Source organism: Bacteroidota bacterium, assembly GCA_034439655.1.
Taxonomy (GTDB): Bacteria; Bacteroidota; Bacteroidia; order UKL13-3; family UKL13-3; genus CANJUD01.
The window spans coordinates 1-23,032 of record JAWXAU010000142.1 but is presented as its reverse complement, the minus strand read 5'-3'; the positions used below and the strand labels follow the sequence as shown (position 1 = coordinate 23,032).

General features: G+C 36.5%; 14 protein-coding genes, 2 pseudogenes and 1 riboswitch. Of the genes and pseudogenes, 11 read left to right on the top strand and 5 right to left on the bottom strand.

Annotation, left to right across the window (positions count from 1 at the left end):
- Nucleotides 1-137: 137 nt before the first annotated feature.
- On the bottom strand, nt 138-833 hold the full coding sequence (locus SGJ10_10285) for a hypothetical protein (GenBank protein ID MDZ4758504.1): 696 nt from the start codon (nt 831-833) through the stop codon (nt 138-140).
- Between the two features lie 144 nt (nt 834-977).
- On the bottom strand, nt 978-2,462 hold the full coding sequence (locus SGJ10_10280; protein MDZ4758503.1) for a T9SS type A sorting domain-containing protein: 1,485 nt from the start codon (nt 2,460-2,462) through the stop codon (nt 978-980).
- A gap of 181 nt (nt 2,463-2,643) precedes the next feature.
- Between SGJ10_10280 and SGJ10_10275 the strand changes: the two genes are divergently transcribed.
- From SGJ10_10275 to metH, 9 genes and pseudogenes are all read left to right on the top strand, one after another.
- Complete coding sequence (locus SGJ10_10275) at nt 2,644-6,015, top strand: PKD domain-containing protein (protein ID MDZ4758502.1); 3,372 nt, start codon at nt 2,644-2,646, stop codon at nt 6,013-6,015.
- Between the two features lie 202 nt (nt 6,016-6,217).
- Nucleotides 6,218-7,930 carry a single-stranded-DNA-specific exonuclease RecJ gene (gene recJ / locus SGJ10_10270; GenBank protein MDZ4758501.1) on the top strand — a complete coding sequence of 571 codons (1,713 nt, stop codon included), beginning with the start codon at nt 6,218-6,220 and terminating at the stop codon, nt 7,928-7,930.
- Between the two features lie 146 nt (nt 7,931-8,076).
- Complete coding sequence (locus SGJ10_10265) at nt 8,077-9,528, top strand: oligosaccharide flippase family protein (GenBank protein MDZ4758500.1); 1,452 nt, start codon at nt 8,077-8,079, stop codon at nt 9,526-9,528.
- Between the two features lie 293 nt (nt 9,529-9,821).
- On the top strand, nt 9,822-9,989 hold the full coding sequence (locus SGJ10_10260; protein MDZ4758499.1) for a T9SS type A sorting domain-containing protein: 168 nt from the start codon (nt 9,822-9,824) through the stop codon (nt 9,987-9,989).
- A 152-nt stretch (nt 9,990-10,141) separates the two neighbouring features.
- A complete protein-coding gene (locus SGJ10_10255) occupies nt 10,142-12,073 on the top strand; it encodes a PKD domain-containing protein (protein ID MDZ4758498.1) in 1,932 nt (643 codons plus the stop codon).
- 276 nt (nt 12,074-12,349) lie between these two features.
- A complete protein-coding gene (locus tag SGJ10_10250) occupies nt 12,350-13,027 on the top strand; it encodes a TMEM175 family protein (protein MDZ4758497.1) in 678 nt (225 codons plus the stop codon).
- 451 nt (nt 13,028-13,478) lie between these two features.
- A riboswitch (SAM riboswitch) is annotated at nt 13,479-13,593 on the top strand.
- Between the two features lie 54 nt (nt 13,594-13,647).
- Nucleotides 13,648-14,637, top strand: a pseudogene (locus tag SGJ10_10245) (homocysteine S-methyltransferase family protein).
- A gap of 18 nt (nt 14,638-14,655) precedes the next feature.
- Nucleotides 14,656-15,219: a hypothetical protein gene (locus tag SGJ10_10240; protein MDZ4758496.1), complete on the top strand. Its 564-nt coding sequence runs from the start codon at nt 14,656-14,658 to the stop codon at nt 15,217-15,219.
- 10 nt (nt 15,220-15,229) lie between these two features.
- Nucleotides 15,230-17,893: pseudogene (gene metH, locus SGJ10_10235) on the top strand (methionine synthase).
- 660 nt (nt 17,894-18,553) lie between these two features.
- Here metH and SGJ10_10230 read toward each other — a convergent pair.
- The 3 genes from SGJ10_10230 to SGJ10_10220 form a co-directional block, all read right to left on the bottom strand.
- Nucleotides 18,554-18,886 (bottom strand): hypothetical protein, encoded by a 333-nt coding sequence (locus SGJ10_10230; protein ID MDZ4758495.1) that lies wholly within the window; start codon nt 18,884-18,886, stop codon nt 18,554-18,556.
- Between the two features lie 104 nt (nt 18,887-18,990).
- The gene (locus SGJ10_10225) at nt 18,991-19,488 is read right to left on the bottom strand and encodes a hypothetical protein (protein ID MDZ4758494.1); all 498 of its coding nucleotides are present in this window, start codon (nt 19,486-19,488) and stop codon (nt 18,991-18,993) included.
- A 12-nt stretch (nt 19,489-19,500) separates the two neighbouring features.
- Nucleotides 19,501-21,060, bottom strand: coding sequence for a T9SS type A sorting domain-containing protein (locus SGJ10_10220; GenBank protein ID MDZ4758493.1), 1,560 nt, complete (start codon nt 21,058-21,060; stop codon nt 19,501-19,503).
- Nucleotides 21,061-21,106: 46 nt separating this feature from the next.
- Here SGJ10_10220 and SGJ10_10215 point away from each other — a divergent pair, with 46 nt between their 5' ends.
- Complete coding sequence (locus tag SGJ10_10215; protein ID MDZ4758492.1) at nt 21,107-22,288, top strand: peptidoglycan DD-metalloendopeptidase family protein; 1,182 nt, start codon at nt 21,107-21,109, stop codon at nt 22,286-22,288.
- 53 nt (nt 22,289-22,341) lie between these two features.
- A complete protein-coding gene (locus SGJ10_10210; protein ID MDZ4758491.1) occupies nt 22,342-22,911 on the top strand; it encodes a class I SAM-dependent methyltransferase in 570 nt (189 codons plus the stop codon).
- Nucleotides 22,912-23,032 lie beyond the last annotated feature (121 nt).

Below are 23,032 nucleotides of genomic sequence, written 5' to 3'. Positions count from 1 at the left end.
GTTGGTGGTCTCGAAAGCATTCGGGACAACCATGGGCATCCCGATAGCTATCGGGACTTCTATATACAACACATCGTGTGCAGGATTCGGATATATATTTAATACACTGCTATTATAATTAGCAATTCCCGTAAACATCAACGAAACACTATTTCCGTTGTCTGGCGATTGTCACCTTTGCCAATCAATTCAATTGCCTTGTTATTTAGTTCCTCAAGTATAGCCGTGTAGGCTTCGTAGTCACATTCTCTCACAGAATTGAGCAACTCGTGTCTAATTCTCACTAGAGCCAGTGAACTGTCTTTCGATATGAATTTATTGTCCTGTAGAGTTAGGATTTCTCTAAATTGAACTATTGTCAAATTTTCGATTTCTTCTTTGGTGTTTTTCAGAGTATTTGCCGTCTCTAGAATTCCTTTTGTAGCAGGGAAAATTGAAACAATAAATCCAACAAATAGGAAACCTAAGAAATAAGCAGTTGTTAGATTATTTGACTGTTTGAAGTCCTGAATACTTGAATAAGAAATAAGGGACAAGACAATTACAGATATTGCGATTGAAACAAGGTTCGTCACAACTGATTTTGTGAGAATATTTTCTTCCTTCCGCCTGAACGAGGTATGTTTAACAAACTCAAATGTTAGCAATATGACTGCTATCAAAATTCCGAATATTGATGTTGTCGAGCTGATTAAAAGTTCAAAGTAATTAGTCGGGCTTATAGAAGAAAGATTAAGCAAGTCTGGGAAAATTTTAGGACTATAGAACTTTAGTCCGAAATAAATCAGTGTAGCAAGTATTCCAAAGTAATATTTTCTGATAATATTTTTCACTTTATATATAAATGTCTTTGATGGTTAAACTGTCGTCCTACGGTTGCCGCTAACGTTTTGCAGCTACCCGAAGGGCGGGACTTTTACCACTCTAATTGTAATTTTATTTCCATTTCACAATCATTTATATTTGAAAAAGAGAGTTTAGTTCAAGTGAATTATTTTTTTTGAAACAATCTTATCATTAATATTTATAAGCACATTATACATGCCACTGGGCAAAGAGGTTAAATCTAAATTGAAAGAGTGATTGCCAGTTGATAATTCTTCTCCATTTAATACTGTTATAATTTTTTGACCCAATGTGTTAAAAACGACTATAGAAACTTTTCCTCCGCTTAGTAAGTGAAGATCAATTGATGTTGAATTGCTGAATGGATTTGGAAATATTGAAATAGTTGATTCGTTATCTGTCATATCACCAATGCCAGTTATGCCATATATAGAATCTCGAACAGCCGTTATTTTCGTAAAGGAAGCCCCACCATCTGAACTTTTATATAAGTAGTAGCCTTGGGCACATACCCAAACAATATTGGGATTGGATTCTGAAATTTTAATATCCTCCATGTACTGACCACTGATAAGTGAGCTGTCGGTATGAACAATTTGCGAGGTCTGAAAGCTATTTGTTGTGCGATTAATAGTTTTACCCCCTCCTAAAAAGAAAACAATGGAAGAGTCTGTGGGGTGCATTTGAAATGCACCGTAAAATTTTTTATTTAAAGGAGTCCAATTCGCTCCCCCATCAGAAGATGCATAAGCAAAATGGTTTGAAGTATTATCGGTTCCGATGATATAATTTCCATTTTTTTTGAATACATCAAAATTGCCAATTACAATACCCGAAGGATTTATTACAGACCATGAATTGCCATTATCAGTACTTTTTGTTAATCCCAAAGAAGGAATTCCGGCATCATGAGTATGCCAAGAGCAATAAATAGCTGAATTGGGTTGTGCGGCATAAATAATTCCCCATGAAGCATTTGAGTCTGCAAGAATAGGCGTATTTAACTTTATCCATGAATTACCTGCATTGGTGCTTCTATATAAACCACCTGTAAAAAAGGCACCACCAAGACTTGGTTGTGTAGATTTCATACCTCCTATTGCAGTAAACAGTTCTTGAGAATTAGTTGGATTGACAGATAAAAAGGTATTATAAGAATTTGTAAATCCATTGTTCCGTTGTTGCCATGTTAATCCCGCGTCAATACTTTTATAAAGCCCAGCAGAGGCACTGGGATATAAATATCCTGTAACTGGCCCGGGTCCTGAAACTGTTGATGCGTAAACTATATTTACATTAATTGGGTCAGCTGTAATATTAAAAATTTGAGAGTACCCCGTTTGTTGAATTGTGCATTTCAGCCCTTGCCTTAAACGTTGCCAAGTTTGACCACCATCTGTAGTTTTAAACATACCGCTTGTTTCCGTACCTGCATACACAATGTTTGGATTGTTTGGGTCAATCATCAAGTTGTGAAACATATTATCCTGAATATTTCCCGGTTGTCCTTTTAAGGCACCGTTAATTAAGCTAAGGCAAGAGTCTGTTGTGACTTGTGCATGTATATTGGTTAGTCCGCTAAAAAATATAATTGCAATTAAAAGTGATTTTTTCATATGCTGTATTCAAGTTACAAATGCAACTTTTGTTTTGCAAATTTAGATAAATAAAATTCATTTGGTGATAAATATTGCTGTATTCAAGTTACAAACCAAATTCCCACACACAGGCAACTAAATTTGTAATTCCGCACTCTTAACCTAAATTCGCAACTTAATCATCTATATTCAAAAAAAAATGAAATCACTATTTACTAAAATTGTATTTTTGGCTTTACTTATTACCGTGATTGGTAACAAAGCCTATTCGCAAGGGGCATGGCGTAGCATGACCGACTTCTTTTCGGCAAGAGATTTTGTCTCAGGATTCTCAATTGGAGACTATGGGTATGTTTGCCTTGGGCTCCGTGATAGCAGCGGTAATAATATCGCAAACGACGATTTGTGGCAGTATGATCCTACAACCGACACTTGGACGCAAATGGCCAATTTTAGTGGTGCAGTTCGTTGGGGTGCAGCAGCATTTGTAGTGGGAGACAGAGCATGGGTTGGAACTGGTCGCAATACGTCAGCAAATTCGTTCCAAGATTTTTTTATGTTCGACCCAGCAAGCAATACTTGGGCACAAAAAGCAAGTTATCCAGGTGCTGCCAGACGCGGAGCAACAGGTTTTGCAACAGGTGGCAAGGGTTATGTAGCCTGTGGCTGGAACAACCCTACTTATTATAATGATATGTATGAATACGATACTGCTAACGATGCATGGACTTCTAAAGCATCTGTTGGTAGCACAGGTTTTAATTATCCCATAGGGTTTAGCTATGGTGGCAAAGGATATATTGGTGGGGGAAATAACGGAGCAAATTACTATTCCGATTTTTATGAATACGACCCTGGCACGGATAGCTGGACTTCTAAAACTTCGATGACTAATGGACGCTACGGAGCTGCTGCATTTGTAATTGGCGATTATGCTTATATGGTAGGAGGACTTACCTTGTCGGGAGTTTTGAGCGATATGGAAAAATATGATTTTGTAACAGATAAATGGGTTGCAGGCCCTGCAAATATAAACAGAAGTCAAATGTCGGCGGCTTTTGCTCTTAAAGGTCAAGGTTATGTTGTGGCTGGTGACACTCTGGCAAGTAATGCAGGTAAACTGCCTTATGTAACACAATTTGACACTATGAATTTAAATACCGTGCTAACCAAAGGTCTAACGGCCTGCCCCAATACAACGTTTGAGGTGATGGTTTCGCCTACTGATACTTTGGATGATGGCAATACCTTCACCGTGCAGCTTTCCGATTCTTCGGGCGATTTTACCAATACTACCAATATAGGAAGTTTAAGTGATAGTATTGGAGGTAAAGTAACTTGTTTTATTCCCAAAAATACAATTGGAGGCACAAATTATAAAGTGCGAACAATTAGTGATATGCCTGCTATGATAGGTTGGCCCTCGACACTGAATCTGCAAGTGAACCCCCTTATTAATCCTAAAATTATTGCCCCCTCGGGAACTACCTCATGTGCAGGTAAATCTTTGTCGCTATTGGTAGATACTTTTAGTTCTTTGAGCTCTCAAAATAATTTGTTGACCTTAGTTTATGATGCTACCCAAGGCCAATCGGGACTTACAGGTGCCAATAAAGTATATATGCATTCTGGCTTGGCCGATACCACTTCTGTGGGTACTTCGTGGTATAACACTGTAGGCAATTGGGGTCAGGATGATTCTATAGGTATCATGAAATCGTTGGGTAATAATAAATGGTCTATCACTATTGACGTAACCAACTATTATAGTCTTAACTTAATGGACATTCCAAAATATATAGCTATCAATTTTCGCAATGAAGACGGCACAAATTCAGGAAAAGACAATGCAGGTTTAGATATTTTTGTTGATATCCAAACTGGTATCGTTTCTTCTATGTTCAATGGTGTAACAGCTAATTGGGAAGCATCATACCAGTGGTTGAAAAATGGGTCGGTTATTTCAAACGCTGCTTTAGCTAAATTGAACCTAACTTCCTCAGGCGATTATCAATTTATTTCTGTGGGCAAAAATTGCCCCGATACTTCTGCTATTACTACCATTACTGTAGGGTCGTTACCCACAGTAGGTTATGAAATTACCAATAGTCCCACTCAATGTTATTCAGGAAATGCTTTCTTCTTCAACGATACAAGCACTGTAGTAGGCGGTGGAAACTATAACTGGACTTGGGATTATGGCGACGGATTTTCATGCCAATGTGTGAAGCCTAGTCATAGTTATTCTGCTGCTGGAAATTATACAGTTACGCTCACTGTAGTAACTAAAGAAGGATGTACCGACTCGGTGAAAAAACAAGTAACTGTATTACCTTCAGTTCATCCATGGTTTACCATAAATAACTATGCACAATGTATAGGTGGAAATAATTTCATATTGAATGATACTGCCACCAATACATCTGGACAAACCGCTACCATAAACTGGGATTTCGGTGATGGCAAAAAAGATACAGGCGTTACTACCAAACATACTTATACCAAAGCAGGTAATTACGATATATCATGTATCCTTACTTTATCGAATGGTTGCACTGATACAGTAACTCAAAATGTAGATGTATTTGATGGTCCAACAGCAAAAGGAGCAGTTGATAAATCATTACAATGTTTAACAGGTAATTTATTTAGTTTCGCCGATAATAGTACAAGTACCGCTGGTGCTACCACCCGCTCATGGAATTTTGGTGATGGTAACACAGACACGGCACAAAACCCAATGCATAGTTATACGGCGGTTGGCCAATATGCAGTTGTATTAAAAGTTTCAACCGTGAATGGTTGCATGAATTCTACTGTTGTAAATGTAACCGTAGATAGTATTCCTTCAGTATCTATTCAAGCAGCGTCGGCCACTACTGTTTGTATGGGCGACTCAGCTAAATTGCAAGCAAATGGCAAAGCAGGTTATAATTACCAATGGTATAAAAACAGTATAGCTATTAATGGTGCAACCAGCGATACCTATAGTACAGTTGATAGTGGAAGCTATACCGTAATGGTAGGTAGTGGTAGCTGCAGCGGCACCTCAAATGCCATAAGTATTATAGTAACGCCCAAGAAAAATTTGGGAACCATTACAGGCCCCATTACTGCTGTTACTGGTTCAATACAAAGTTATTCGGTAACCAATATTGCTAGTTATGCATTTAACTGGACAGTAACCGGAGGAACCATACAAAGTGGTCAAGGCACGAATCAAATATCTGTATTTTGGGGTGCTGCAGGGCAAGCTAAAGTTTCTGTTACAGGGCCATGTGCCAATACCAGCAATATAGATGTTGCCATAAATACAAGTATCCTACTTCCTATATATAATACTATTAGTGTATATCCAAACCCAGCAAGCAGTAAATTGTTTGTTGATTTGACCAATATCAAATCAAACGGTCGCATACAGATATATGATATGAGTGGTAAGCAAATTATGGAACAGTATATTATATCAGGAATCAATGAATTGAATGTGGCTAACCTTGCACAAGGTGCTTATAGCATCCGCATTTTGAGCAATGATAATGTGATGATGGGTAAATTTATCAAACAATAAATTTAGTTACAAAATAAAAAAAGCCTGTTGTATTAATTTACAGCAGGCTTTTTTTTTAATAACGCTTCAGCATGAGTTGCAACAAGTAATTCCTGCCGCGGCGGTATAACTACTTTCTACTTTCTACTCCTTGGGCAAAACTCATTTATATTTTGTGTGTATATTCCAAACAAAAAGTTCCTACATTTGCCCTAAGTGAAATATGCAGTATAAAGAATGGATAGCGAACAAAGAACCCGATAAGCAACAGGCCGAGCACTTGGGCAAGGAGCTGAATATCGGAGCTGATTTAGCGGGACTTCTATTGCAACGCGGTGTGCATACTTTTGAAGAAGCCCATAAATTTTTCCGACCTTCGCTCAACGATTTGCATGATCCATTTTTAATGAAGGGAATGCACATCGCCATAGAACGCATTATTAAAGCCATCAAGAAAAAAGAAACCATTATGATTTATGGCGATTATGATGTGGATGGCACTTCTGCAGTGAGCTTGGTATGGATGTTCCTAAGCAAAATATATGGCAATGTATTATTTTATATTCCCGATAGATATAATGAGGGTTATGGGATATCTTATACAGGAATCGACCGTGCTGCCGAGAGCGGTGCAACGTTAATGATTGCATTAGACTGTGGAATTAAAGAAGTAGCGAAAGTAGATTATGCCAATGAAAAACATATAGATTTTATTATATGCGATCACCATTTGCCAGGTAGCACTTTGCCAAAAGCTATAGCAATTTTAAATCCCAAACAGGCCGATTGTCCTTACCCTTTCAAAGAACTTCCAGGTTGTGGCATTGGTTTTAAATTATGTCAAGCTCTTACCCAAAAGATGGATTTGGACATCAAAGAATTGTTCGAATATTTAGATTTGGTAGCTATGGCTATCGGTGCAGATATAGTTCCTATTGTGGGCGAGAATAGAATTCTTACTTATAATGGTTTGAAAAAATTAAAGGAAAATCCCAATCATGGTTTCAGAGCTTTGTTGGAATTCTATTATGAAAAGCCTTTTTATGAGGTTTCCGATTTGGTGTTTTCTGTGGGTCCACGCATCAATGCTGCGGGTCGTATGGCTCATGGCAGTGAAGCAGTGCAGCTAATGTCGGCAACAACCTTGGAAGATGCACGCGAGCACGCAAAACTTATCAATAGCCGCAATACTGATAGGCAAGGTGTCGATAAAACCATTACTGCTGATGCTCTGGATATGTTGCTGAAAGATTCGGCACTCGCCGATAAAAAAAGTACCGTAGTATATAATCCATTATGGCATAAAGGGGTGGTGGGAATTGTGGCATCACGCTTGATAGAACATTATCATAAACCCACTATTGTATTATGCGAATCGAATGGGAAAGCTACAGGCTCAGCTAGGTCGGTGAACGATTTTGATATATATACTGCCATCGAAGAATGTTCCGATTTATTGGAGCAATTTGGCGGTCACCAATTCGCAGCAGGTATGACGATGAAAGTGGAGAACGTGAATTTATTTATTGATAAGTTTGAGCAAGTAGTCTCACAGAAAATCACTCCCGAACAATTAATGCCATCGCTTGTATATGATATGGAAATTCCTTTATCACGTATCACATCCAAATTTGTGGCAGTCATTAATCAATTTGCACCGTTTGGTCCTCATAATATGAATCCCGTTTTTTTAAGTAGAAATGTTTGGGATACCGGTTATGCAAAACAGGTAGGGAATGGTGGACATTTATCGATGAACATCACCCAAGCTGATGGAACCAAACCCATGCGTGCCATAGCTTTCGGGCTTGGAAAAGCTTATGAGCATGTGAGTAGCGGCCGCTCGTTCGATATGTTATATACTATTGAAGAAAATCATTTTAACGGAAACGTAACCGTGCAGTTGAATTTGAAAGATTTAAAGTTTACGAGTTGAGTTTGAATGAAGAATTACGAATTTACAATTACAAATTACGAGTTGGTAATTACGAATCTAAAATCAACATTTTTGATATTTATATAAATACATAAATCCATTTTCTTCATAAAGCATTCGTAATTCGTAATTTTAAAATATTCCTAGTGGTTCAAAAATTCGTCGCAAATCTATTCCTTGTAATTATAGCCAATTTATTGGTGAAACCTTATTGGGTTTTTGGGGTAGATAGGGTAGTGCAGAATACCGTGGGTACAGATGCTTACGGATTGTATTATGCATTATTTAATTTAAGTTTATTGCCTACTATGTTGCTAGATGCAGGGCTCAATCAATATAATAATAATACCTTGGCCAAGCATCCTGAAAGGGCTTCGAGTATGTTTTCCCATATATTTCCTGCCAAGCTGGGCTTGATGTTATTATATATAATTATTGTACTAGTTTTGGGAATTTCAAAAGGTTTTAAATTTAGCAGCGATGAGTGGACATTGCTGGTTATATTAGGTTTGAATCAAGTATTTGCTTTTTTTATATTATATATACGTACCCATTTCACTGGGTTACATTTATTTAAAACGGATACATTTTTTTCTGTATTGGATAAGACGCTAATGATTGGGTTTTGTTCCTTATTGTTATATACAAATATGTTTGGGTCTATCACGGTTTCCAAATTTGCGAGTGCACAATTATTTGCATATTTGATAACAACTCTATTGGGACTTATTATATTACTGCCTTATATAAAACCTTTCAAATTTGCAATTGACAAGCAAATGTTAAAGGAAGTTTTTCGCAAAAGTTATCCTTTTGCCTTGCTTGCCGTGATGATGGCCATATATAATAGGGCTGATGTGGTGATACTCGAAAGTATGCACCCACAGGGCGATACACAGGCAGGTATTTATGCCAAATGTTATAGATTGTTGGATGCTTTTAATATGTTGGCAGTACTGGCCGCGGGATTATTAATGCCCATGTTTGCACGAATGATTAAACAGCGAGATGATATACAACCTTTGGTACAAACAGCCTTCATAGCTTTGGTAATTCCTGCTTCCGTTGTTGTTTGTTTCTGTTTGTTTCAAGTAGAACCTGTATTAGATTTACTATATCATGGCAATTTTGGGGAGACAGAAATGACAGTATTTGTTCCAGTAGTATTATGCATCATCCCTATGGCCATGAACTATATATTTGGTTCATTGCTTACTGCGACTGGGAATATCAAAATTCTAAACAGGATATCCCTGTTTGCTGTCACCATAAATTTGATAGGGAATTATATATTTATTCCAAAGTATGGTGCAATAGGAACTGGCTATGTGGCTATGGCCACACAACTGTTTGCAGTAATAGGTACTATATATTTCTGCATGAAAAAATTGCAGGTTAAAATTTCATCATCCATTATATTAAAGTATTTATTATTGATAGTATTAATTGGTTCGGGTCTGTACGCCCTTGTTTATATAAAACTAAATATTTCAAGCTCATTTTTAATAGTGGGATTAGGCAGTGCTGTATTAATGTATGCACTCAAATTGGTGCAACCCAAAGCGTGGATGGAAGTTTTTAAACAATTAAAAAACTGATATTTATACGTAATTTTGAAAAGGTTAGGCAACCACTTAACATTTCCCGCATCTTATATTCGAACCACAAAAAAATAAACTAGTTTTTGGAACTTTTAAACTCAGTAATTTGGCTTACGTTACCTAATATTTGCACCCCGAGGTATTTGGTAAAAAACAATTGAATTGAAGATAATTCTCCGCCACACGCTCTTCTTTTAGATATTATCAAGGTAGATATTAATCGTTTTTATGTGGCGTGCTCATTTTTAAATACGGGCATAAAGCAAGGGATAATTTGTATATAAAATCAGATAAAATTATTTCATATATATATAAGTGATATCACTGGTAAGCAAATAATGAATATATCCAAACCCGAAACTGTCATAGATGTGTCTGATTTGGAGAAAGGATTATATATCATGCAAATTATGACCAAAGAAGGCATAAATGTTCCGTTTAAATTTGTGAAACAATAGGTGAGTTATGCTTATATTTGTGATTCCAAAATCGTCATTCTGAACATTGCCGCAATGCGAAGAATCTGTTGAATTCGTGGACGCTATTAGCAGATTCTTCGCTCGAAGCATCGCTCAGAATGACGGTAACAATAAAAAATAAATATTATAAAATGAAAAATTTACTAATTACAGTTCTATTACTCTTGGCTGCTTACAGCAATGTGAATGCACAATGCAAAGCCAGCTACATATACAACCAAAATGGAAAGACAATAGCTTTCTATGATTCCTCTTTTGTGAACCAAGCTAATCCTACTTACTATTGGAGCTTCGGTGATGGCACTACATCCACAGGTCAGTATGTTACACATTCTTATTCCAATTATGGAACTTATTTTATATGTCATGGGGTAACTTCTGCAAATTGTGCCGATACAATTTGCGATTCTATTGTGATTGCTGCACCGCGTTGTCAAACTCTGTTCAAAGATTATACAAGCGGCACGGCTACCTATTTCTACAATTCGAGTACTTCTATATCAGGAACTGCAAGCTACTTTTGGGATTTCGGCGACACGAGCAATTCAACTGTGGAGCATCCGAGCCATTATTATGCTGCATCTGGAAATTATACCGTGTGTTTATATATGAAAGACAGTATAGGAGGATGCAGTGATTCTCTCTGCCAGAATATTTCTGTAACACATGGCGGGAATGGAAATGGTACTTGCTCGGCATTATATAAATTTTATGGACAAAATACTACCTACTATTTCAATGGCCCTTTTAATGCAAACGGCGGAACCTATAGTAGTTATTTTTGGGATTTTGGCGACGGAACTTCTTCTACACAGCAATCACCTTCGCATGCATACAATTTTACAGGAAATGCCTATGTTTGCTTAACTGTAAAGGATAGTGGTTGCACTGATACTTACTGTGATTCATTATATAGTAACCCCAATGGCGGCGGAAATTGTAGTGTATATTTTACAGATTCTATCTATGGAGATACAGCTAATTTTACTACCTTTATAAAAGGCACTTCAGGTACTGTAAATTATACTTGGGATTTTGGAGATGGAAGCAATTCAACACAACAAAACCCAACACATATATATGCAGTAGTAGGATATTATTATGTTACACTTGCAATTGCTGATTCATCGTGCAGTAGCTCTTATTCTGCTTATGTACAAATAGGAGGAAGTGGTAATAACAATGGTCGCTATTATATAGCTGGGCAAATTTCTGCGGGCAATACTTATGCATATCCTGCGATGGTATGGGCTATTAATTATGATTCGGCAGCGGGAACACTTACGGGTGTTGATTCAACTATGACAGATAGCGGAGGTTATTATTATTTCAAATTAAACAAAGGTTACTATTTAATTAAAGCTGCATTATATAATGCCAATGGAGGTAGCAGTAATTATATGCCAACTTATTATATTAATAAACTCAATTGGGATAGTGCCACTCAATTGCAAGTTGATACCGACTATTATAATATAAATATCAATTTGCTAGCGGGAAATTTTGCAGGCGGGCCCGGATTCATTGGTGGCAAAACCAGCCAAGGTGCCAATAAAACAGGTTCAGTGGGTGACCCCGTAAACCAAGTACAGATTAATTTGATGGATGTAAATAAAAATTCAGTGGCCTATACTTATAGTGATGCAAATGGTGATTTTAAATTCCAAAATATTGCTTATGGTACTTATTATATACATCCTGAAATTCCCGGTAAAAAATCAAATGATATACAAGTAACAATCAATGCCGGCAACCCATCAGCCAATACTGTATTTATTGAGGTGAACAAGAAGTATGTGAGTGCATCCTTAACTGCAATCAAGAGAATTGATGCTCAATCAGGTATTGAGTTTTGGCCCAATCCAGCAAATGATATTATATATATAAAATCAAATAATATTATTTCGAATATTTATATAACAGATATCACGGGCAAACGTGTTTTGGAAATCAACAAATTAGAAAATGCAATTAATGTTTCATCGTTGGATGCAGGATTGTATATTATGCAGATTAGAACGAAAGACGGAATGGTGGTTCCTTATAAATTTGTGAAGCAATAATACCGACACTCAATATATAATAGTCCAAAAGAAAGGGACTAAACATATTGTAGTTCGGTATTACCATTCTAAAAACTAAATCCGCCACAGGCGGAGAACTATTTTAGTTTAAGAATTGGTATAAAACCATCAGCCCATGAATTCATTCATGGGAATTATAAAAACATAAAAATCCCAGTTTCGGAAATGGAGCTGGGATTTTTTTTGCAACATAATTGAAAATATATTTTTTAGGTTTATGTTTGCTGCCTGTATTAAATTAGCGAATGGTTTGCAATGTTAAAAAATAGTAAAGACCATTTGTATAATAAAATAATCGAAAAATATATATCAATGTCAACCCACAACCCCAATGCCCGTTTGGAAGCTTTTAGCGATGGCGTTTTTGCTATTGCCGCCACTTTGCTTATTATCGAAATTAAAGTTCCGGCAGAACATCTCATTCATTCTAAAGAGGATTTACTAAAAGCGTTTATACATCAATGGGCTTCTTGGCTTGCCTTCTTAATAAGTTTTATAACGATTCTTATTTCTTGGGTAAATCATAATCATGCTACAAAATTAATAGATAAAACCTCGCCCAAGTTTACCTATGCAAATGGACTTTTGTTGTTGTCCATTGCTATTTTACCTTTTCCTACGGCTGCTGTTGGTGAGTATATCCATACCGATTATGCACAACCCGCCATCAGTTTCTATTGTATGATTTCCTTACTTAATAATTTTTCTTGGCTAGTGATAATAAAAACAGCAATGCCATTATATAAAACAAGTGTGGATATGGATAAAATTAGAACTAGTAATAAATATGTATTATATGGATTTTTCTTATATGTGTTTGCGTTTGCAATATCGTTTTGGTTCCCGCTTACCGCATTTGGTATTATCGCAGGATCCTTTGTTTTATGGCTAATTTTGGGCGTGAGTATGAATGAATATGAAATAGAAGAATAAGCATATTTTGAATTGGAATGTTATATATAAATTATTGCCTTAACAAACCAATTATATATCACGCATTCCCAACTCCTGAATCTACAATTCCGAATCTTTATTTTAAAAATCCCACTTTCAGAAATGGAGCTGGGATTTTTGTTTTTCCATTTAATTGTCTTCCGATAACCCTTCGATAAACTCAAGGTGACATGGGTGAGAAGGACAAAAAAGGATGCGTAAGCCGCGTGAGGGATAGAAGCGGACCTGCCGCCGGCAGGCCACAGTGAGGGGCCGATAGCTATCGGGCGAACGAGGACTTGCAGCGTATAGCCCGACGCCGCTTCGGCGGCACGCCCAAATACAATATTTAATAAAATAAATGCCCCTTGATAGTTTTACGTTTCGCCATGCATATCATACGCCTTGGAAAAAAATCTAGACAAAATATTTTTTTGACCTATATTTGCAGCACTTATCCAGAAAGACGGAGGGAATAGGCCCGAAGATGTCTTGGCAACCCACATAACAGGGTGCTAATTCCTATCTTAATACCGATAGTTATTGGTATTAGGAAAAGATAAGAGAGCGTAAATTCAACTACCGCCCATCTTTCCGGATAAATTAATATCAGAACAAAGATGGAAATATTAAAAGAAATTTTAGCAAAACGTATCATGATTTTGGATGGAGCCATGGGCACCATGATTCAAAGATACAAACTCACCGAAGAACAATATCGTGGCGAACGATTCAAAGATTTTCCGCATTCGCTTAAGGGAAACAACGATTTGCTGGTGCTAACACAGCCACAAATTATACAAGAAATTCATGAAGAATATTTAGCGTGTGGCGTTGATATTATAGAAACAAATACTTTCAACGGTACTTATATAAGTATGGCCGATTACCACATGGAAGATTTGGTATATGAGCTCAATTTTGCAGGGGCAAAAGCTGCCAAAGCTGCCTGCGAAAAGTATAATGCACTCACTCCCGATAAGCCCAGATTTGTAGCAGGTTCAATTGGTCCAACTAATAAAACAGCAACGCTTTCGCCCGATGTAAATGACCCTGGTTATCGTGCTATAACATTCGATGAATTGGTAACTGCCTATACCGAGCAAATTCGCGGATTGATTGACGGCGGTTCTGATTTGTTATTGGTAGAAACTGTATTTGATACACTCAATTGCAAAGCAGCTCTGTTTGCTTGCAACCAATATTTTGATACCATAGGAAAACATTATCCTATTATGGTTTCTGGAACTATTACCGATGCATCGGGTCGTACCTTAAGTGGACAAACTACCGAAGCATTTTATAATTCAATATCACATGCGGGCTTGTTCAGCGTAGGTTTGAACTGTGCCTTGGGTGCAAAAGAAATGCGTCCTTATATAGAAGAATTGTCGCGTATCGCTACTTGCTATGTAAGCTGTCACCCCAATGCTGGCTTGCCCAATGAGTTTGGTGAGTATGATGAAAGTCCTGCACACATGGCTGCTCTTGTAAAAGATTTTGCCGAAAGTGGTTTCCTCAATATCGTTGGCGGATGCTGCGGTACCACGCCTGCACATATAAAAGCTATAGCCGATGTGGTTGCCAATATTGCACCGCGTGAAGTACCTCATTTGGTTTACTAATATATGACAATAAACGACCACGACTGGATACTATTATATTATACTAACGAAGAGAAATTATTTTTGGAAAATACCGACTACGACCATTTCATCAAATCATTCAAAGCCATACTGGATAGGAGTGTGAACATTGTATATTGTACTTTTTCAGATTCTGGATTTTATTTGTTATTATATATCGAACAAGCAAAAAAAATAGTAGGCCGTGATTGGAATGTAAAGACAAACTTATATGTTTCACTCAAAGATTTATTTGCACAAATGTGCGATCATTATAATAATACTACAGGTTCTATAATAGATGCTGAACAATTGCAATTCTGCGAAGTACTCAACCATAACTGGCTTTTGGGCGTGAATGAGAAAGAGAAGCACAAGGTTGCCGACGCTATTATATATATGAATGATAACGGTTCAAACTATCTACAAACAGATACCCATTACATAAATCAAACTTTAAAAATTAACTTTGATTTTATTAATTCAAGGAATACGAAATTATGTACCGATAATTTCAAAAACTATATATTACAACACTCACAAAAGTTTTCAAACATAACTATATAATATGCAAACTACAATTAATCCCTACCTTCGCCTGTCAGGACTAGAGCCGCTTACGGTTACGCCCGAAACAAACTTTATTAATATAGGTGAGCGTACCAATATTACAGGCTCTCGTGCATTTGCCCGTATGATATTAAATGGTGATTATGATTCTGCACTTTCTGTAGCCCGCCAACAAGTAGAAAATGGAGCTCAGGTTATTGATATTAATATGGACGAAGGCATGTTGGATGGTATAGCTGCCATGACCAAATTTTTGCACTTGATAGCTGCCGAACCCGATATATCAAAAGTACCTGTGATGATCGATTCATCGAAGTGGGAAATTATAGAAGCAGGTTTGAAATGTGTGCAGGGAAAAGGAATTGTGAATTCTATATCATTGAAAGATGGAGAAGCGAAATTTATTGAACGTGCAAAAAAAATAAAACTATATGGAGCTGCAACGGTGGTGATGGCCTTTGATGAAAACGGACAAGCAGACGATTTTGAAAAACGAATTGCGATATGTAAACGCAGTTATGATATATTAACCAAAGTAGTAAAATTTCCTGCACAAGATATTATATTCGATCCGAATATATTAACCGTAGCCACAGGATTAGAAGAACATAATAATTATGCGGTTGATTTTATAAATGCCACAAAGTGGATTAAGGAAAACCTGCCCTACGCAAAGGTTAGCGGTGGTGTGAGTAATATATCTTTTTCTTTTAGAGGAAATGATAAGGTACGTGAAGCAATGCATGCTGCATTTTTATATCATGCTATTAAAGCAGGCATGGATATGGGAATCGTAAATGCAGGTATGATAGAAGTATATGATGAGATAGACAAAGATTTGTTGGTGATGGTGGAAGATGTATTGTTAAATCGCAATGCAGAAGCTACGGAAAAATTGGTAGCAGCAGCCGAGAAAATTAAAGGTGGCGGAAAAGAAATAGAAAAAGATGAAGCCTGGAGAAATGATCCTGTAGAAAAAAGATTGAGTCATGCCTTAGTAAAAGGTATTATAGAATATGTAGAAGCCGATACTGAAGAAGCCCGTCAAAAATACCCCAGACCCCTTGATGTGATTGAAGGCCCGCTGATGGATGGGATGAATATCGTAGGTGATTTATTTGGCAGCGGAAAAATGTTTTTGCCTCAGGTAGTAAAAAGTGCAAGGGTGATGAAAAAAGCGGTTGCCGTTTTAACACCTTATATAGATGCAGAGAAGGAAGCATCGGGCGATACAACTGCACAAGGAAGGATATTGATGGCTACCGTAAAAGGTGATGTGCATGATATCGGAAAAAATATAGTAGGAGTTGTATTGGCCTGTAATAATTACGAAATTATTGACATGGGTGTTATGGTTCCTTGCGATAAAATATTGGCAAAAGCCAGAGAAGTAAATGCAGACATTATAGGTTTAAGTGGGTTGATAACTCCGTCGTTGGATGAGATGGTTCACGTAGCAAAGGAAATGGAGCGTGAAGGATTTAAAATACCATTGCTGATAGGTGGTGCAACTACTTCGCGTATACATGCTGCAGTAAAAGTTGACCCGCATTATAGTGGCCCCGTTGTGCATGTACTCGACGCCAGTCGTAGTGTTCCTGTTGCTGGAAATTTACTGGGACCTGATACAAAAGACAAATATTTTACTCAAACAAAAACTGAATATGCGAAGATGCGTGTTGACCATGCCAATCGTCAACAAGATAAAAACTATATAAGTATTTCGCAAGCGAGGAGTAATAAGTTTATGATAAATTGGAATAGTTACCAGCCTGTTAAACCAAAGAAATTAGGCATAACAGTATATGACGATTTTGATTTGAATTTATTGCGTGAACGTATTGATTGGACACCTTTCTTTAGTACTTGGGAATTGAAGGGAAGATATCCGAATATATTTAATGATGCTTATGTAGGTGTTGAAGCTAAAAAATTATTTGATGATGCCAACAGATTATTAGATGATATTATACAAAATAAATTATTAAAAGCAAAAGGTATTGCAGGATTATTTGAAGCGAATGCAGAGGGCGATGATGTAAAACTAAACAATGGACCAACTTTCCACTTCCTACGCCAGCAAGGGCAAAAGGGTGGCGGAGTGCCTAACATATCATTGGCAGATTTTGTTGCTCCTATATCCACAGGCAAAACAGATTATATAGGTGGATTTGCAGTAACCGCAGGAATTGGAACAGATGCATTGGTACATAAATATGATGCCGACCATGATGATTATAATAGTATAATGGTGAAAGCTTTGGCTGATAGATTGGCAGAAGCATTTGCAGAAAAAATGCATGAAATTGTGCGTACCGATTTATGGGGTTATGCTGCCGATGAAAACTTAACAAATGATGAAATTATACATGAAGGATATGATGGAATCCGCCCAGCACCAGGCTATCCCGCTTGCCCTGATCATACAGAAAAACGTCTGTTGTTTGATTTACTAGAAGCTGAAAAACATACAGGAATTGAACTCACCGAAAGCTTTGCGATGTTCCCCGCAAGCTCCGTTTCTGGTTTCTATTTTGGCAATCCCGATAGCAAATATTTTGGATTGGGGAAAATATATAAAGACCAAATTGAAGATTATGCAGTACGCAAAAATCTCCCTGTTGAAACTATTGAAAAATGGTTGAGTCCGGTGTTGGGGTATGATAATTAATCAAAGCCTAGACACAGTATTTTTCTTCTCAAATACTAAGTATAAAATCAAACATATATAAAATACCATATTCACTGCCCATAAAGCAATTAATATAAAAGGTGGGAAATGGCTCAAGCCCATGAAATAGTGGTAGAAAGACCAGATAAAAAGTGTGCCACCGCAAAAAATAAAGTGCCCAGTATTGAACCAAAAAATGGGTAAATGTATTACGCTTTCCACTAGCGGATTTTGGAGCAGTTTACTATATAATATAAATATCTGAACCAACATTAATATACAACATACTACTGCCGCATTAGAAGGTATTTCATATATAGATTGCAGAAATATCGAATTGTATATACAGAATAAAGCGTACAAAATAATTGCAGGATAGAAGTATTTTTTATATAGAGAATGACTTTTTAAATAATAATAATAAACCCCTGATAATAACGCAAATTGTATAATACATTGTAAATGGTAAGGAGAGGTATAACCATTCGACATTTTAATAGATAATATATAACTTATTGTTTCAATCACCGCTGTAATAGCAAGATAAAAAACTACAAGTTTGGCTGCAAAGGTATATTTTTTATAATATACAAAACCATATATTGCCCCTATATAGAGCAGTATAAGATATATCTGGTAATTAAGTAACAAACCTTAGCCCTAAAACCCCTTGGGGCAGCCAGTAGGACAGGGGATACACATATCGTACACTTTATTGGTAGTAATATTATCGAGTGCGTCGATACCTGTTACAATTGTGGTGATCGTTTTATGCCCTGTTGAAGAAAGATCAAGCGGGCTCACACCAAATACGATAAAGATATCTTTCACTTTGGGTACTCCTACTACACCCAAAATGTCAAGGACATGGTTAGCATCTATACGATAACCTTTAATGGTATTGCTTAGATTATCTTGAATGGGAGTGGTAACATTGGCTAGGTAGTCCTGGATGCAAAGTTGTGCCTCAGGCCAGGTGATTTTTTTTGACATACTTTTGTTTTATTTTGGCAGCGAATGTAGGACAAAAAAACTAAATTTGTATTTGTTTAAGGTAATTTTTTCTTTGACGCACTTAATTATGAGGAAGTGGAGAATTAATCGAACACTTTAAACAAAAACGACCCATTCACTATATATCTCACCTCTCCATGGTCCTCCACCAAATAATCTTCCATTGTTATTTTCATTTCGAGGCGTTGGGTTATTTTATTATATATAAGGCAACGGCCAATTTTTAAACATCGTGCTATTTGCGGGTTCATTCTTTTTGTCAAATTGTATTCATCTGCTATCTTATGAGCCTTGACCAAACGTTTGGCTGTGTCGTTTTTTATAGCATTACATAGTCGTTTGTCATCTATAAGTTCGGGATGTTCTTTTACCCAAAGTTCAAAAGGTTCAATAAAATATTTACTTGGGGTGAATAAGATAAAAGTATCCGTTTCCATCAGTATAACAGTCTTAAGAGATATTCTTAATGATACAGAATCGAGCAGTTTTTTTTCGATTGTTGTTATATGTGTTTGTGCCGATGTAGTAAAACTTATAATAGCAAATAGGAATAAGAATTTATACTTTATATATGTGTTCATATACAATTTGTATTATCTGTTCACCCCAAATTTTTGCAAAAACACCTGTTGGTCGTTGCTAAGTTTAAGCATATAGTTGCCATTATTGAGCATTTCTGTACTTAGGCTGAAAGTATTGATATTGTTGAGACTACGTTTTTCATCTATTACACATTTGCCAGCGATATCATATACTTGTATTTGATAATTTCCAATAGGTATATCTTTGGCATTAATATGTATATAATTGCTTGCAGGATTTGGATAAATGGAAATTTTATCGCTACCACTTTCTAACAAATAACCATTTACTCCAGTAAAATCAGAGGTACTATCAATTACAATATTTTCATCCCCTTTTTGGTAACCCATAAAAGTAAAATACACCAACATCATCTCATCGGTAGTGGCTTCGCCCAAGGATACAGCCTTAGGAGGACTGCTTGGATTGTTGGGATTATTGGTGGTATTGTCATAATAACTATCGGCATATAAAGTAGTTCCTTTGGGCAATTTTAAAACTTTTTTGAACTGATAAAAACCTTGCCAATGAAAATCCCAATCATCAATATTTATCATTTTGAGGGTATCCTTTGTGGGCAAAATTCCATATACAGTTATTTTTTTACCAATTAAATGCATGTGTGGCCCTACACCCAAAATGGATGCATCCAAGCCTGTTATATATTTTGCTTTAAAAGTTTTAGTCGTATTTGCAGGTATATATAATGGGCCATTGATAAGACTTGTGCTATGGTTAAGTAATGGTGAAATATATAAATCGCGAACATTTCCTGCCGCAGTCAATTTAAATTTCACTTTGGTTTGGTCTTGCTCACCTGCTAATCCACCTGGATAATGTATTTGTAATATAATATTAGAACCCGCAGGTAATTTTATTCCAAGACCTTTTGGGTAAGAAATTAATCCTTGGCCAGGAACCCATGCACCAATCATTTCACTGGTACTAGAGCCAGTTCCCCCGAAATTTAAATAACCAGCCGATGTATCTGCTGCATCCAAATTGAAAGGTATATTAGACTGGTCGCGGAATACCAAAACATGGTGTACCACTTTTCCGTTGCCTGGTAATACCTCTATTTCGGTGATATACATATCTTTTGTCAACTTGCTTTGCACTGGAAAGCAACGGTATTCATCAATACTTGATTGTAAAGTATATGATGGTATGGTAACGGTTAAATCGGGATTGGTAATTAAACTATTGCCATTATAAGTAGGCTTTGTAGGTGCTTTCGCTATATCACCTTGTGGCGTTCCGGCAGACACCCAATCTTGTATCGTTTTAATATCTGCATTGCTCAATACACGCTGGTGGGCAAGTTGCGTATATTTATAGTCGGCAGGCCACGGTGGCATTTTGCGAGTAGTTACATCGCTTTTAATAGAGCTTGAATAGTTTGCAGCATCCTGATAGTCCATCAAGCTAAATGGGGCAAGCCCTCCGCTATGGTGACACGAGGTACAATTATTATATAAAATAGGTGCTACGTTTTCAGCCCAATTGGGTGTTTGGGCATATAATCCTACTGAAACAGAAACAGATAAAAGTAAATAAAATATTTTGTTCATCGAATTTAATTATATAGTATTAATTTGCACTACAAATTTAAAGGATATGAAGCTAAAAACCACCATACTATTTTTCACAGTTGCATTTCCAATTGCCCATATTTTTGGACAATTGCCCAGTTTCACCCTGCCTGTACAGGGCACTTTAGGCACAGATTTTTATATAGTGAACCACGTCGACCAAAATTTGTCTGTAGGTCAATTTAAAGATTTTAACTGTGGTTCCAAAAGCTATGATGGCCACATGGGGACAGATTTTGTATTGCGAAGTTTCAGACAAATGGATAGCGGCGTAAATGTGCTGGCAGCCGAAGCAGGTATTGTAGTTGCGGTGGTGGATACTTTTTATGATAGGAATAAAACAGGGAATAGTTTGGGATTTGGGAATTATATATGTATCAAACACAGTGGCAAATATTTTACTTATTATGCACACCTCAAAACCAAATCGTTTAAAGTAAAAAAGGGAGATAATATAAAGCAAGGGCAAGTGATTGCTTTGGTGGGCAGCTCAGGCAATTCCACCGATCCACACGTACATTTCGAAGTATGGTATGATAGTGCTTCTTTGATAGATCCTTTTGCAGGTAATTGCCAAACTTTGGGTGGTTTATGGAAATCTCAACCCGTTTATGACACCGTTCATGGTATTATAGAAACAGGTCTTGTTAATATTGTACCCACAATAGATATATTAAGAGAACGGCCCGTTAATAAGTATATCTATGGCATCAATGATTCGATTGTTTGTCACTGGGCTCTGCAAAAAGGAGTGCACCCTGGCGATAGTAGCCGTACTGATTGGTACGACCCTCAAGGAAAGTTGTATTATACTTATTCTTTTGGGCATAATACGCAAGACTACTGGTATTACTACTGGTTCAGCTATATATACCGACCTGTCCTCAATGGTTTTTATACTTATAAATACTATTATAATAATTCGCTAAACGATAGTGGAAAATTTGAAGTGAGATTGAATAACAATATAACTTTGGGAAATAATCTATGGGAAATTACTATACAAAATTTGCAAGATTTTGTTATTGTAAACATGGGAAATATAGAATCAATAAGTTATAGTCTATATGATATTGCTGGCAAACTGATATATAACAATACTATAAAAACGCATCAAATTGCTTTGGACAGAAATTTATATAGCGGTTTTTATATATTGAGCATCCAATCGAGAAATTCAAATAAATCTTTTAAGTTGGTTTTATAACCTACCAATGCCGCAGTAAAGAATACCGTGCTTTTTATATAATATTTTCAGAGATGCAAAAAATACGATCATTTATCAAACGAAAAATTTTCCGAATAGATAAGGATCGTTGGGATTATCAGTACGCCAAAGGCAATTGGGAAGGCTTAAAATCGGAGGATGAGCTACAGCGAATATATATAGCTAGAGATTTGATAATTAAATATGGATGGAAGGGAAATATTTTGGAAATTGGTTGTGGCGAAGGCATATTCTTTAATATAATACCAACTGATCAGTATACCTATTATGAAGGAATTGATATTTCGGAAATTGCAATAAATAAAACGCCAGAAATTGCCAATACTAAATTTGCGGCTGCCGATATGGAAAACTACCAACCAACTATAAATTCGTTCAATTATATCATCATGAATGAGGTATTGTACTATAGTAAAAATCCCATGCAGTTATTAAAAAAGTATCATCCCTATTTGTCACCCAATGGTGTATTTTTAATTGGTATGTATATAAGTGAAAAGAGTGAAGGCATTTGGAAAAGTATTGATGAGAATTATTCTGTGATTGAGTCAGTCTCTATTAAGCAGGGAGATAAAACTTGGTTGTATAAAGTATTGAAATAAAATCTCAATAACTTATTATACTTCCACCAAGCTTCTCCCCGTCATTTCACCAGGCTGTGGCAAATGCATCAAATGCAGAATTGTTGGAGCTAAATCCGCCAACTTACCATTATGTATTTTC